At 32.6% G+C, this 15748-nt stretch carries 10 protein-coding genes; 5 read left to right on the forward strand and 5 right to left on the reverse strand.

Annotated elements, in window-relative coordinates:
* Window positions 1-4: 4 nt before the first annotated feature.
* The 5 genes from KWG70_RS12575 to KWG70_RS12595 form a co-directional block, all read right to left on the reverse strand.
* Window positions 5-814, reverse strand: a complete 810-nt coding sequence (locus tag KWG70_RS12575; RefSeq protein WP_230936390.1) for a hypothetical protein — start codon at window positions 812-814, stop codon at window positions 5-7.
* Between the two features lie 195 nt (window positions 815-1009).
* Entirely contained in the window at window positions 1010-1858 is an 849-nt protein-coding gene (locus KWG70_RS12580; RefSeq protein ID WP_230936391.1) for a class I SAM-dependent methyltransferase, read from the reverse strand.
* A 22-nt stretch (window positions 1859-1880) separates the two neighbouring features.
* On the reverse strand, window positions 1881-2423 hold the full coding sequence (locus tag KWG70_RS12585; RefSeq protein ID WP_230936392.1) for a DUF4287 domain-containing protein: 543 nt from the start codon (window positions 2421-2423) through the stop codon (window positions 1881-1883).
* Window positions 2424-2548: 125 nt separating this feature from the next.
* Entirely contained in the window at window positions 2549-3487 is a 939-nt protein-coding gene (locus KWG70_RS12590) for a cadherin repeat domain-containing protein (RefSeq protein WP_230936393.1), read from the reverse strand.
* A 225-nt stretch (window positions 3488-3712) separates the two neighbouring features.
* Window positions 3713-5647, reverse strand: a complete 1935-nt coding sequence (locus KWG70_RS12595; RefSeq protein ID WP_230936394.1) for a tetratricopeptide repeat protein — start codon at window positions 5645-5647, stop codon at window positions 3713-3715.
* Between the two features lie 228 nt (window positions 5648-5875).
* Between KWG70_RS12595 and KWG70_RS12600 the strand changes: the two genes are divergently transcribed.
* The 5 genes from KWG70_RS12600 (at window position 5876) to KWG70_RS12620 (ending at window position 15706) form a co-directional block, all read left to right on the forward strand.
* On the forward strand, window positions 5876-6523 hold the full coding sequence (locus KWG70_RS12600) for an outer membrane beta-barrel protein (protein ID WP_230936395.1): 648 nt from the start codon (window positions 5876-5878) through the stop codon (window positions 6521-6523).
* Between the two features lie 123 nt (window positions 6524-6646).
* Entirely contained in the window at window positions 6647-7156 is a 510-nt protein-coding gene (locus KWG70_RS12605; RefSeq protein WP_230936396.1) for a T9SS type A sorting domain-containing protein, read from the forward strand.
* 32 nt (window positions 7157-7188) lie between these two features.
* Window positions 7189-9519, forward strand: coding sequence for an AsmA family protein (locus KWG70_RS12610; RefSeq protein ID WP_230936397.1), 2331 nt, complete (start codon window positions 7189-7191; stop codon window positions 9517-9519).
* 32 nt (window positions 9520-9551) lie between these two features.
* On the forward strand, window positions 9552-15011 hold the full coding sequence (locus KWG70_RS12615; protein ID WP_230936398.1) for a T9SS type A sorting domain-containing protein: 5460 nt from the start codon (window positions 9552-9554) through the stop codon (window positions 15009-15011).
* Window positions 15008-15706: a hypothetical protein gene (locus KWG70_RS12620; protein WP_230936399.1), complete on the forward strand. Its 699-nt coding sequence runs from the start codon at window positions 15008-15010 to the stop codon at window positions 15704-15706. Before KWG70_RS12615 ends, KWG70_RS12620 begins: the two co-directional genes overlap by 4 nt.
* The last annotated feature ends 42 nt before the right edge of the window (window positions 15707-15748 follow it).

Raw genomic sequence — 15748 nt, forward strand, 5'->3', positions numbered from 1 at the left:
CTAATCAACAGCCATTTTTAGGTCCAAACGTAAACACTAGCTCTTGGTCCATTTTTTCTCCTCTAGTGTTTTCAGCAGGTGTCCATTGGCCTGGAATATTTTTGATGAGTTGAATAAGTTTTTTATCTATAGATGGATATCCTGTAGTCATTGCATCATGTTTAACATTTGAGACTATTCCTTCTTTTGTTATCGTAAAAGAGATTTTAATTGCTCCAAGTTTATCTCCTTTAATAACATGCATATCTTCTTTACTATTATCTTTGAGATACTTTATAAGTGCATTTTCACCATTTATATAGGCAGCTTGCTTGTTAGGAACAACAGTAATATGAGGTCCAAAAAAGCGTTCTTCCAATTTGCCAGTTTCATTATTTGTTGCTTTAAATTCTGTTCTAATTGTAAAATGACTAAAGTATTCAGTAGCTTTTAAAAGTTTTATTTGTGCGTCAGTCAAATATTCATTTTCTCCATATGCGCGTTTTTCAGAAAGCTGATTATTTTCAACAATGATAAGTTCAACAGCGTTGATATGTGCAATTTGCTTTTTCTCACCCTCATTAAGAAAATCATAAATTGTTGTTGCATTATGTACATCCGATTTTTTTATTGCAGCAAATCGTGTGTCTACACCATAGTACAAATCGGGTATTTTATTAGTTACTCTTTTTATATTCTTGCTTTCGAGAGCAAACATATTGCTGTCTGATGATTTGGCTTCATCAATATTAGTTGTATTCGAATTAGTAAAACTTACGACTAATAAACTTATAATAGCAAGTATTGTACTGAAAATAATAACACGTCTTTTCATAGCATATCTGTTTTATTGTTCATTTGGATCAAATGTATTGAATACAGATAGCTGTTCAACAATATCAAATGTAAAAAAAGTGCAAATTTTATGTCAAACGCTGCTCTATGACACTGAATAACGCTCTTAAAAATAGTAGTCTAATAATAAACCGTACAAACAAAATTAATGTCTGGGTTTGATTTATTCATTTTACTATTTCTTTTGCAAGAGATAAAAATGCTCATTTAAAATATGGTCTTTTTCGAGTTGTATAAGATGGTTATAAGTTTTAGATAGACTGAAGTAATCTTGATGGTCAATGAGCTTGTAATTCTTTATGTTTTCGTAATATATATCATTTATTGTTTGGTAATCGCTTTCTCTCATATTGATGACTTTTTTACCAAAAAAATCTAATAATCTTTTAAAAGCTTGAGAGTCTTTTAAACTATCTTGAAATGAACCGCTACCTATAAAATCACCAGTATGTTGAAGTGTGTCAAAGAAATCAAACAATCTGTTGGTTTCTGCTCTGTCCAGAAAGAATAAAACACCTTCTATAAGAATAAAAGATTTGCGATTGCCTTTTATGGCTTCTATTTGTTCTCTTAGATCATCTTCATAATCATCACTAAAATCCACACCAATAGCATGGATACGACGTTTAGGAAGAACATTTTCATGCTGCCAATCGTCTAGTTTTTCGGTTTTGTATTGTATAATTTCAGATTTGTCAATTTCAATATGAATAAGACTTTCGTTCAAAAGAAAAGGATACATACTAAAACCACATCCAAAGTTAATGAGTACTTCTACATGATTTGTATCTATCAATTTCTTGAGAGTGTCAAGAAAATATCGGTTTCTCAGGCAATGCGTTGCAGCTTCTTCAGAAGATACTTTTTCAAGATAGTCTTCAATCCATTTTTCGGTTTTTGAGTTATTCCAAAGCTTCGCATAATAATCCTGACTCAACTGTTCATTTGAAGATCGAAACATCGACGTGACAAATGCAGTTTCATGTATTTCTATGTGCTTCTTTTTACCTTCGGAATTTGACATGTTTCCATTGTATTATCGCTCACTATTCTGCCTTTACATAGGCTTCTTTCATCCAGCCAATCAACTCTTGATCAATATCATTTTCCGAGGTGATTTGCACACGATGCGTACACATGGTTCCAAAAGGACCAGAGTTGCCTAAGCGATCGGTTGTTGGTTTTTCAGGTAGTTTCAGCCCTAAATCAATTCGTGTTTTAGTGGCTGGCTTAATCAATACAAATTGACGATTCCTAATCACACTAACACTTGTTTTTTTTGGCGTAATGGTCACATCATCTCCAAAATTCTTTACTACACTTAACAACTTCTCATAAATAGGAAATAAGGCTTCCTTGCCTTTATATTGATTAGATACTAAATCATCTGAAGTGTATTGTTCATCTTTAGATAGTGTCACAATAGTATTTGCAAATCCGTGAGTAACGCCATGTTCTTTTTTTAGGAAATTAACACCATCAGAATGTTTAACAAAAGCTTTGGTTTTTAATATCGATTTCCATTGGTCTAATGACTTACCAGTTTTTTCTGGCATATTATTGATCATCGTTTGTAATGCTTTGTCCATGAGTCAACTGTTTGTTTAAAGTTTATTGTATTTAAAGATAGAACAAGTTATTAATATTTCAGATTAACACAATAAAAAAGAGTAAGCATCATACTTACCCTTTTAAACAAACTAACGTGATTTGGCTAATCCCATTGTTTTAGTGTTGTACTCAAACCTTGATAAAGGAAAACGGCATTAATATTACCATTTGTAATCATATTGGTATCGCCACCATTGCCCCAACCGTAGATTGTTCCAGAAATACTTTTAAAGCCAATACTGTTATTAGCAAAAATAGCAAGGTGTGCTTCGGCAGATGTTGCGGTCGCATTTCCTTTTATTACAAAATGGTTGTATTCTGCATTGTGCTCGGGTAAGGTCGTTCCAATAGATTCGTAAATTCCAAATTCGTCTCCCTGTGATAATTTAACTTTACTACCAGAAACATTATTTGCCCAGGAGTAGTGTTTAAAAGCAAAAATATAACTGCCTTCTGGTATAGTGTTACCATTTCTATTTGCTAAAAGAGAATTACCTGGATTTTGTTCTATGCTCGCAGTACTAGAAAAGTGATTATCTGTTGCTCCACTTTTAGTCACTTCAGCTAAGTAATTAGCCAAATCATTGTATTCACTTTCAGTAATGCTTATCCATTGGCCATTGGCAGCATTATCATAAGCGGTTCTCGAGTTATTCAAGAAGGCTGCAATATCATCTATATTATTAATTGAAATGATAACAGCTTTGTTTTCAGTATCAGTTCCGTTGGTAGCATTGACAGTTAGCGTGATAACAGGATTAGTTTCATAATCGAAGACTTGCCAAGCTAACACTCTTAATTCTCCTGAATTGCTGTCAATACTCATGGCTTGTGAAATCGATTGTGAAGTAATACTAAAGGTTATTTCTCCAGAGAGGTTTGAGTTAACCGTTGTCACTAAATCTCCCGATGTTGGATATTCATCAATTGATGCTTCTATGGTGTTGTTAGTGGGAGGAGGATTGCTAGAGTCATCTTCACTCGAGCAAGCGAAAATAGTTATGGCAAATAAGAGCGTTAAAAGTTTACATTGAATTTTCATAATACTAGTGTTTTGTGGTTTTGTAATAAGTTTTTGTAGCGACTTGCAACTGGTAAAGTCTGCAGCCTAACCAGAGCAAGGCACCACAAAACTGGTTGTCAAATTAATGACACAACAAACCTACAATCAGGATATTATGATTAAAAATAAGTAGAGTGGACATCATGTGGACATCCAAAATAGGCAAATGGACAATTAGTGGACTTTTGTTTTTAAGTTGTTGATTTACAGATCTATAACTAATTCTTGCAGCGAGTCTTCAGTAGAGAGTTGTAATTTTTTGCGTAGTCTATATCGTGCTTTTTTAACACCTTCGGCAGAAATATTTAAAATGTTCGCAATCTCTTTACTAGAGAGATTCATTTTTAATAGTGCCATAAGTCTTAAATCATTCGTAGATACCTCTGGGTAGGTTTTCATGACCTTCGCGTTGAAGTCTTTGTGTACGTCTTCAAAATAGGTTCTAAATTGCTCCCAGTTATTATCATTATTAATATCCAGATTTATGGTATTAATAACCTTCTGATAGTTTCTTGAATTTTCAGGTCCAGATTTTAAGTCTTTGAGTTGTGATTTTAAATCCAATAAAACTTCGTTTTTATGCGCCAGATGTAATGCATGAGTTGTTAATTCTTTTTCCTTAAATTCAAGAGATGCGTCTAATTTTTCACGTTCGGCTTTATTACGTTTTATTTTTTGTCGCAGTCCGTATAATATGAAACCAGCTAATAAAAGCAAAGAACCAATACCAATAATCAAAAGGAGTTGGCGTGTATTTGCTACTTTTTCTTGTGCTTTAAGAAGTTCGATTTCAGATTTTTGCAGTGCGATTTCTTTTTCTTTTCTATTGGTTTCGTAAATAATTTTCTGCTCTTCGGCTAAGCTTGTTCTGAGGTAACTATTAAGCGAATCTTTGGCGTCACTACTTTCTTGTAGCTCGTTGTAAGCCTCATTAAGTCGTCCTAACTGCTTTAGTGCGCGAGATCTAAAGAGTTTTGACCAGCTAATATCTTTAAAGGAGTTTATAGCCTCAGCATCTTTTAGGCAATAATCAAAATTTGCTAGTGCAGCTTTGGATTGATTTATTTTTAAATTTAATTGGCCTTGTGTTAAATTATAATCATAATGTGCACCACCTCTTTTGAGATCATCATCTAACTTATTATAGTCTTCAAGATAAGATTTGGCTTCTGTAATATGGTCCTGGCGTGTTTCTAATTCTGCCATTTGTATTAATGTTTTAGCCGTATTCCGTCTTAAATTAATCATTTTTGAAATTTGTAAGGCCTCTTCAAAGTTTTGCTTAGCATCGTCATAGCGCTTAAGTTCCATTAAACCAATACCTTTCATACGAAGTAATTGTGCTTTCATATTATTTTGTCCGATAACATCGCTAATTTCAATACCAATATCTAATTGTGAAATACCAGATTCATAATCAAACATTTCTAAATAGAGTACACCTGTCTTGTAATAGGTTTGTGGTAAGTATAATGAGTCGTTAAATTGTTCTCTTAACTCAATAGCTTCGAGCATTTTTGATAAGCTAATATTTCTATGACCTCTTTCCAGTGCAATATCACTTTTATGTTCTAACATAGTAGCCATTAAAGCGGTGTCTTTATGTTTTAAAATTAAAGGTTCAATTTCATTTATGATGCGTTCTATACTGTCTTGTGGTTTTGAGAGCGCTTTCATGGTAATTATAATGTTAGACTTGATAGTTAATCCTAAAATAGTGTCACCAACTTTCATGAATTCGTTACCAGATTTATCTAGATACTCCATGGCATCATCATAATTACTCTGTGTATATGAATAGTTGGCTTTTACAGCATATAAATTTGCCAAGCCTCTTTCGTATGTTTTTGTTTTATAAATTGTTTCAGCACTATCAATATAGGTTTTAGCCTTTTGCGGATCTTGATAAATAATCATCTCAGCTATAGTTAATTGCTCTGTTGCTCGAATGCTATCATTTTTTGCCGTATTAATTATTTGCTGCATGCTATCCACTTTTTTTTCTAACTGTGCATTTAAATTGAAATGTATTCCGAAGACTAATAGAAAAAATAGAAAAGCTAATTTGTCCACCTTCGAGTAGACATTATTCTGAAATTTTAAAATTGGGACATTTTTGGTACGAGATTTTGATTCCATGTTTTGTGGTGGTTAGATTATTCAAGATACTAACATTTAATAATATAATTCAAATATCTAATAATCAATTAATTGCATGTTATTTTTTAATCTTTATTTGCTTAATATAAATATCCTCAAATTTTTATTTGCATACTTTTTTTGATGGTGGACAAATGGTGGACAAGGCGATATTTATAAAAAACCAGGCCTTATTTTATCTAAATTGCTTCAACAAAAACTGGTTTCATGATAAAGAATTATTCAATTCTTATAGTTGTTCTATTACTAAGTAATTTATGTTTTTGCCAACAACTCAGCTTTGAGTTTGGCACAACGGTTTCATCTTTTGATTATGAAAATTCACAAGGGCAACCTCTCAATAATTTACTCTCTAAATCGAAATCCTATTTTGGTATGGGTTATAGACAAACTATAAATAATAGCAGAACATTGTTTTTGTCGCTAGGAGCATCCTACAATAGCTATGCAGCAATTGGTAGTGAATCTAGTATTGATAATTACTTTGAATGGGATGTGAGTTACCTAGGCGTAAAAGCTGGATTAGGAATAAAGATGTTTGAACTAAGAGATCTAAGCTTTTTTGCTAACGTTTCAATGGCTTCAGAGTTTTTGATAAGGGGAAACCAAACAATAAACAATGATGTTTTTAACCTTGTAGGTGAAGAAGAATTTAATAACAATATTTTATTCTTTAGAGGAGGAGTAGAGATGCAGTACCCTATTTCAAGAAGTACCGCAATTTTTGTGGGTTATAATTATGGGAAATCAGTATTGATTAGTAGTGGAAAGAATGCTGAAAAACTGAATTTGAATGCACATCAGTTTGGTTTGGGTTTTATCATAAATCTGCCTAAATGCTATTGCAGTTATTAAGCAATTGAGCATTTAAGTAGACAAATGGTGGACATATAAGCTGTTTTTAAAATAAATGAATAATTACTTATAAGTTTAAGCTATCAACACTATTAATAGTTTGGCAATAAATAGAATAAAGCAATGAAAACTTTAATATGCATACTAATACTGTTTGGATTTTCACAAGAATTTCTGGCACAAGATAATTCAGGATATCGCATAATGAGATCAAGTCTTGGCAGCAGTGGGTCTTCTCAAAATGTAGTCACTTCAAAGGGAACTTACAAAGTGAGTCAAAGTGTAGGTCAAGCAAGCGTTATCGGAACACATTTTAACAATGGTTACTATTTAAGACAAGGATATCAGCAGCCTTTAAGCAATATAATCGCCGTTAAAGGCTATGATTATAATCTTGAAGCTGAAGTATATCCCAACCCTTTTAGAGAATCAATAACTATTGCATTTAGTAATTCGATACTAAAAAAAATATCTGTGATGGTATTTGATGTAGATGCTAAATTAGTCCATTCTCAAGAATTTTTACCAGCTCAAAAAATCAAACTAAAGATTAGTGGTATTGCAACAGGAACCTATTTTTTAAAAGTGATTTCTGGTAGCAAGCATTTTAACACAAAACTTATAAAAATTTGAAAAGGAAATTAATAATTATAAACCCATCAATTATGAAAAGAATACTTACTCTTACACTGTTTATTTGTTTAATGTCCCAGGCATTTGCACAAACGGATGGCATTTCATACCAAGCCGTAATTATTAGTCCAGATAATTTAGAATTACCTGGAGTAGATTCTGAAGGTAATTATTTGCCAAATACAACAATAGCCATAAGGTTTACAATATATGATAGTGGCAATCAAATAGAATTTCAAGAAGTTCAAATTACAAATACAGATGAGTTTGGACGTATCAATCTTTTGATTGGAGATGCAGAACACGATTATTTTAAGGAAATAAGTTGGGATGGCACTCCCAAAGATTTGAAAGTAGAGATTGATTTTGATGCTGGTAATAATTTTGAAACCATGAGCAGGGAAAGATTAACATTTCTACCTTACGCTTATCATAGAAATATTACAGCTACTGGAACCCTAACCGTAGATGATAGAACATATTTAAATGGAGAATTACAGGTTGAAGGTCCAACAAATTTGAGCAGTACTTTAGATGTAAATAATGGAAATGCTACTAACCTAACAGGAACTTTAGATGTTGATGGCATAGTAAATCTAAATGAAGCCTTTAATGTAAACAACGGAAACCCATCGACATTAACAGGAGATTTAGGTGTTAATGGGAATACTGCCTTAGATGGAACTTTAGATGTTCTAGGATTAACAACCTTAAACGATTTAACTGTGAATGGAGAAGCTAGTTTTGGAGAACTAACAGCAGAAACATTAAAAGTTACAGATTCAACGCATTTGGATGGCGGACTTAATGTAACTTCAGATTCACAGGTAAAAATAACGTCAACTTTAAATGGATCCGATTTAGATATCAATAAATATCCATTGCTAATTGAAGGCGGAAACCAAGGGATTGCGATTAAAGTGAATGCAGTAGGTGCCAGAAATGAAAACAATTATATTTCGTTTTGGGATGAAACATCACCAAATGACGTGTCTGAGTTAGCACCATTAGCAGGTATTGGAGGTGCTGCTAATATTTTATGGGAGTTGCTGAGTGGTGGAGCACCATTTGAGCCATGGGTGGATTTTTATGGCAATGACGCAAATACAGTCTCTGGTGTTACGATTCCAAATTATGATAATGCACCAATGCTTTGGGGAAGAATAGAAGGCGAAACAGTTGAATCTGAATTTACTAATAATGCAGATTATAATTTAGATAGATTAAACGTAATTTATGATGTTGTAGATGGGTCTTTAGATTTGGTTTGGCAAACAATTGATGTCACAATAGCAGGTATTGCTTTAACTTCGGCATCTGCAGATGTAAGAGCTTGTGTTGGGTTTGGTGCTTGTGTAGTATCACCAGGACCAGCAAAAATAGCCGCAGAAATAGCATCTTTAGCACTTGAAATAATTAAGGAAATTGCTGCTATAGCAAACGAAATTTTTGCTGTTAGAAACTTGCAAGTTTTTGACTATAACAAACAAAAATTTAAAGGAGTTTCATATGCATCTGGTGCTGGAGATTATGCAGAGTATCTCATTAGAGCAGATATAAATGAAACGATGTCGTATGGTGATATTGTAGGAGTCAATGGAGGAAAAATATCTAAGACTACTAACGGATCTCATAGAATGATGGTTATTTCTTATAAACCAATTGTTCTTGGAGCATTACCACAACCTCAATTAGAACAATACTATGAAAAAGTAGCTTTTATGGGACAAGTGCCTGTAAAGGTTTATGGAAAAGTAAATATTGGTGATTATATCTTACCTAGTGGTAATAATGATGGTATTGGTATAGCTGTATCACCAGCTGACATAAAACCTAGAGATATTAAAAATATCGTTGGTGTTGCATGGGAATCGGTCGATTTTAAATCTGGTTTTAACTATGTAAATGTTGCTGTAGGATTGAACGCTAACGATACGAGTCCGTTTATTGAAAAATTAGAAGAACAATTTTTAAGTCAGGCTAATGAGATCAATGAATTAAAAAAACTTTTGCAGCAGACCATAGAGAGAATCGTTGTTCTTGAAAATGGAACTTCAGTCACAGATATTAATAACTCTCATCTAGATGAAGATGCTACGAGTGGGATGTCTGCCGATGGACGTAACTATACCGTTGAAAATGATATCATATATTATGAAATAACAGATGCCGACATAGAAAACGGATTAAAACTAGCCGAAAAAATGATGCAAGATCAGGGTATCGATACTATGAAGCATTTAGTGTGGAAGAAATTAAAAGAAGACCCTAGCTTTAAGCTTAAATTCACTAATTCTTTAAAAGATAAGTTTGATCAACACATACATTATCACAAGGAGGTTATTAAAGAAGCTAAAAATTAAAATAAACGCGTGTTTCAAATAACTAAAGTGTTATGAAAAATAGTTTTCAGTTTTTAGTGATTACACTGTTGTTCGCTTCATCCATCTTAAGCGCACAAACAACATCTATTCCCGATGATAATTTCGAAAATTATCTCGAAACACATGCCGAGGACGGCTCTATAGTAGCTATTGGAGATGTTAATAGTATGGGAGATGGAATCGCGAATAATAATTTAGTACTTACAGATAGAATATCTAATGTCGTCACACTTAGTGTTATTGATTTAGAAATTGCTGACCTTACAGGGATTGAGGATTTCGCGAGCATTGAAATTTTACTATGTAATGATAATCGGTTAGAAACTATTGATGTTTCAACAAACACTAATTTAAAATTATTAAATGTATCAAATAATAGAATAGTAGGTGAATTGGTCGTGAGTAATAACTTAGATTTAGAAGATCTATTTTGCTCTTCAAATCAAATTAGTACACTCAACTTATCGGCAAATACGATACTAAAAAGTCTTGATGCTTCTAATAATTCTTTAACCAACTTAGATTTAAGTACTATTAATTCACTAGCCTGTCCCAATCCGCAAACAGATCCAATTACATTGTGCCAAGGTTCAGCTTTAATTAATGTGTCTAGAAATCAATTGACATCTCTCATAGTTAGCAATGGTTTTAACGACCTCATTTCTTTGTTTGATGCCAGTGATAATCCAGATTTATTCTGTATTCAAATCGATAGCGGTTTTACACCTTCAGGATGGATTAAAGATGATTGGACCTACTACAGTGAAACTACTTGTATCAATATTTACACTTACATACCAGATGATAATTTTGAGCAAGTATTGATCGATCAAGGCTACGATGATGTTATAGATAATTTGGTGTTAACAGAAAATATAATTGACATTACAAACTTAGATATTTCAAATGCATCAATTTCTAATTTAATTGGAATTGAAGATTTTTCTGCTTTGGGAATTTTAGATTGTAGTTCTAATTCGATTGAAAGCGTAAATTTTTCAAATAATGGAATGATGTTTCAACTAGATATTTCGAATAATGATGTATCTGTTTTAGAATTAAATACCAATACAGCTTTAATAAACCTCAATTGTGCTAGCAATGTAATTGATGCATTAGACTTAAGTAATAACACAGCACTAGAGATACTCAATTGCTCTAATAATGCGCTCACCAGCATAGATGTGAGTGGTAATTTGATGTTGAATAATTTAGACTGTTCAGCAAATCTGATTGAAAGTTTAGATATAAGATCAAATACAGCTTTAACAAGTATTTTATGTAACGATAATAACCTCTTTGCCTTATACATAGATAATGGAAATAATACTGCAATAATGTCCTTAAATGCAACTAATAATGCAAATCTATTTTGTATAAATGTTGATGACGTGGCATTTGCCAATGGCGCAGCAGGTTGGCTAAAAGATGCAATAGCAACATATAATCTTGACTGCGGTACTTATATACCTGATGATAATTTTGAACAAGCCCTCATTGACCAAGGTATAGACTCTGATGGAACACTAAATAACTTTGTTGCAACTATAGACATCATTGCGGTAACTGCTTTAAATGTTTCAGGACTAGCAATTGCAGACTTAACAGGTATTCAAGATTTTGATGTATTGCAAAATTTAAATGTATCAAACAACCAGCTTACTAGTTTAGACTTGAGCGCGAATACTGATTTAGAGGTTTTGGATTGTTCGATAAATCAAATTGAAGATCTAGACCTCACAGCGAATACCGCTTTACTATCTGTGACTTGTAATTTAAATGCATTAAAAACCTTAAATGTTGAAAATGGAAGTAACGGAGCCCTGACCACCTTTAATGCTACTGGAAATCCTAATTTATTTTGCATCAATGTCGATAATGCTATTGTAGGAAGTATTCCTGGAAGTTGGCAAAAAGATGATTTTGCATCATATGATGGCGATTGTATAAATAGTCGTTTTACCTTAATTCCTGATCCGTTTTTTGAGCAAGCACTCATTGATTTTAATTACGATGATGTTATAGATGGGCAAGTGTTAACCTCTAATATTGAGCATTTAGAAGCGTTAAATGTTAGTGATGAGAGCATTTCTGATTTAACTGGAATAAGAGATTTTAAGTCGTTAATAGAGTTAGACTGTAGTGGAAATTATTTAGATGATTTAGACGTTAGTAACATGATTTATTTAGAGCGTCTCAATTGCAGTTCTAACTATTTGCTTACAAATGATGTAAACGATACCAATGGATTATTTGACACAACTGGAACAGTGAGTTTGATAGAACTATTCTGTGCAGGAAATAATTTAACTAACCTCAATACATCCATAAATACGAATCTCGAAATTTTAGATTGTGCAGATAATAATTTAGACGTTCTAGACATATCAGGCAATACGTCTTTAAGAGAATTGAATTGCTCAAATAATGATTTAACAAATCTAGACATTAGCAATAATGTAGCTCTAGAAGGTCTTAATTGCAACAGTAATAGTATAAATAACTTAGTAACCACAACAGTAAACAACACCACTCTTGTTAGTATTACTTGTGTTAATAATAATCTTTCAGATGTATTGGTTGGTAATTATCAATCGTTAACTACTTTAAATTGTGCATCGAATGATTTAACTCAACTTGATATTTCATCTAATACTGAATTAACGTTTTTATCATTCACTGATAATCAAATTTCAGATATAAACCTTCAGAATAATATCAATTTAGTTGAAGTGCAAGGATCTCAAAATAATTTGTCACAGCTCAATGTTTCAATGAATGCTGATCTAGAACAATTAAATTGTAGTTTTAATGATATAACGCAATTAGATTTAAGTTCTAACACATTTCTAGAGTTTTTGTCGTGTTCAAATAATCAATTAACGACTCTAGATTTAACTCCTAATACAAACTTAATTGAAGTAGACTGTAGTTCTAATTTGTTAACGAGTTTCATCTTGTCTAACAATTTGGAAGCCTTAAAACGACTAAACATTAGTAGCAATCAGATTGATGGTGGTATCGATTTAACTACAATGGCAATTTCAGCATGTATATATAATACCAATCAAAATGAATTTTGCCCAGAAACTGTAGTTATAAATGTATCTAACAATCTATTTGATTTTGTTAATATCCAAAATGGCATGAATGCAGATATTGCAAGTTTTAATGCTACAAGTAATCCTAATTTAGCTTGTATTCAAGTTGATAATACTAATGCTATTGGTGTAAATTGGACTAAAGATGATGCCACTAGCTATAATGAAGATTGCAATTTTGGCGAAACCTATGTGCCTGATGATAATTTTGAACAGGCCTTAATCAATTTAGGGTACGACACAGGTTCTTTAAATGACTATGTGTTAACCGAAAATATAGAAGAACTTACAAATTTGGATGTAAGTGGAAATGCTATTGCCGACTTTACAGGAATAGAAGATTTTAGTGCTTTGGAAAGTTTAAATTGCTCTAGTAATAACTTGAATGAATTAGATTTAAGTTCTAATACGAACTTATTAAATATCGATTGTTCTAACAATGTACTTTCAGATTTAACTATTGAGAATAATACGGCTTTAATCACACTTGATTGCTCTAGTAATTCAATAAGCAGTTTAGATCTTAGCGCAAATTCAGATCTTTCAGATTTGAATATTAGTAACAATGCATTTGCATCATTTTTGCCAAGCGAGGTTTTGTCATTAGAAATTTTTAATTGTGATGACAACCAAATTATTGAACTCGATTTTCAGCTCAACCAATCGCTTACAAATATCAGTTGTCAGTCTAACCTACTAGAAACACTTAATATTAAAAATGGGCAAAATGCAATATTAACTAACTTAAATGCTATAAATAATCCAAATTTAATTTGTATTGAAACCGATACTGGCAATGTACCTGCTGGCGCAAACTGGATTATAGATGCAACAGCGCAATTTGCTACAGAATGTTTTTTCGGACAAACCTATGTGCCAGATGATAATTTTGAGCAAGCTTTAATCGATTTAGGTTACGATTCTGGATCACTAGATGATTATGTATTTACCGAAAATATCGAAGGCCTTACATTTTTAAATATAAGCGGAAGAGGGATTTTAGATGCAACAGGCATTGAAGCGTTTGTAAGTTTAACAAGTTTAGAGATAGATGACAACAGTATAGCAACATTAGACTTAAGTAACAATGCTCTTTTAATAGTTTTAGATGCTTCAGAGAATATGCTCACAGATTTAGACATATCTGCTTTGTTAAACTTAACAACCTTGAATGTCTCTAACAATAGCTTGACGCAGCTCAACTTTGATACCAATTTAAGCCTCTTAGATTTGAATATTTCCAATAATCTATTTACAAATCTAAATGTAGATAATTTAATAGATTTAGAAGAACTAAACTGTGCCGCAAATCAATTAAGTAGCCTGAGTGTTACCCAAAATATTAATTTAACCCAACTGCTTTGTCAGTCAAATATGTTAGTTGGAGATCAACTCAATTTACAAAATGGAAATAATGAAAATTTGCAACTATTTAATGCATCAAACAATCCCGATTTAGGCTGTATTTTAGTTGATGATCCTGTTGCTGTAATTTCTAATACTGATGGTACTTATGATAATTGGATTAAAGATGATTCTGCTAGTTATCAAACCATATGCGAAGATGCCGATAATGATGGCGTTCCAAATGAAGATGATCTTTGCCCAAATACCGAATTTGGAGCTGCAGTAGATTTTACAGGATGTGCCTTTCCAGATTTACCAAATGATAATTTTACCGTATCAATCACTGGTGAAACCTGTTTAAACAGTAATAATGGTAAAATTACTATTGTAGCCCAAGAACTTTACACATATACAGTCACACTTACTAATGATGAATTTTTTCAAGAATATAACTTTACCAATGATGTGGATATTTTTAATCTCTTGGCTGGTACCTATGAGATGTGTATTACCATCGAGGAATGGCCAGATTATGTGAGTTGCTATACTATTGTTATTACCCAACCAGATCCACTGGAAGTTTTTGCAAGCAGAATGGCATCAGGAAATGAAGTGTCTCTTGATATGTCTGGGAGTTCTAGTTACAATATTAAATTTAATGATGAGACATTCACTACCCATAACTCAACAATTACCCTAGAGTTACAGCAAGGTATAAATACATTAAAAGTAAGTACAGATTTAGAATGCCAAGGGGTTTATGAAGAGCGCATATTGATGACAGAAGATTTTCTAGTGTATCCAAACCCTTTTGAAAACAAGATTAATATTTACAATGGTATTGAAGGTGAAGAGGTGAGTGTTAAGTTGTATTCCATATTAGGACAGCTGGTTTTAAACAAAACTATTGTAAACGAAGGAATGGATATGAGTATAGACACCACTAACTTACCAGATGGTATATATCTAATTGTCGTAAAATCAGAAACGATGTCATCTACATTTAAAATCGTAAAAAAATGAAACAGATAACCTATTTAATTTGTGTAGTAATTTTGGTGTTAGGATGCAGCGATACTACAGATGATGGACCTATAAATGGCAATGGAATAGGGCAGGATTCACCAATTGGAGTACAATTGATTTTCCCACAAGAAGATTCTTTGTGCAATGAAGGTGAAAATCCAACACCTACAGAAAGTACTGTTTTCTTTGAATGGGAGCCTAATGATAATGCAGAGAGTTACACACTCACTGTAGAAAATTTAGATACTGGTCTTGTTACCCAACACGAAACATCAGACTTTATATTTCCTGTAACCATAAGTCGCGCTGAAGCCTTTAGATGGTTTGTAGAATATAATTATCAAGGGGAAGCTAAAGTGAGTGCTAGCTGGAATTTTTACAATGCTGGTCCAGGTGTTCAGACCTATGCACCTTTTCCTGCTGAAATAATTTCACCAAGTATGGCTCAAACTATTTCTGCAACAAGCTCGGTCACATTAGACTGGAATGGAAGTGATGTCGATAATGATATCATAGGTTACGATGTGTATTTTGGAACCAATAATCCGCCGAGTTTAAATGCAAGTGATATGTCTGTAGATCAATTAACAGTTTCGGTAGCATCTGGTAATACCTATTATTGGAATATAGTTACCAAAGATGCTGAAGGTAACTCATCTGAGTCTGGTGTTTTTGAATTTAGAATTTTATAGTAAAGTAAACCGGTAAATGTATTAACAAAGGACTTTTAGATT

Source organism: Psychroserpens luteolus, assembly GCF_021032705.1.
Classification (GTDB): Bacteria; Bacteroidota; Bacteroidia; order Flavobacteriales; family Flavobacteriaceae; genus Psychroserpens; species Psychroserpens luteolus.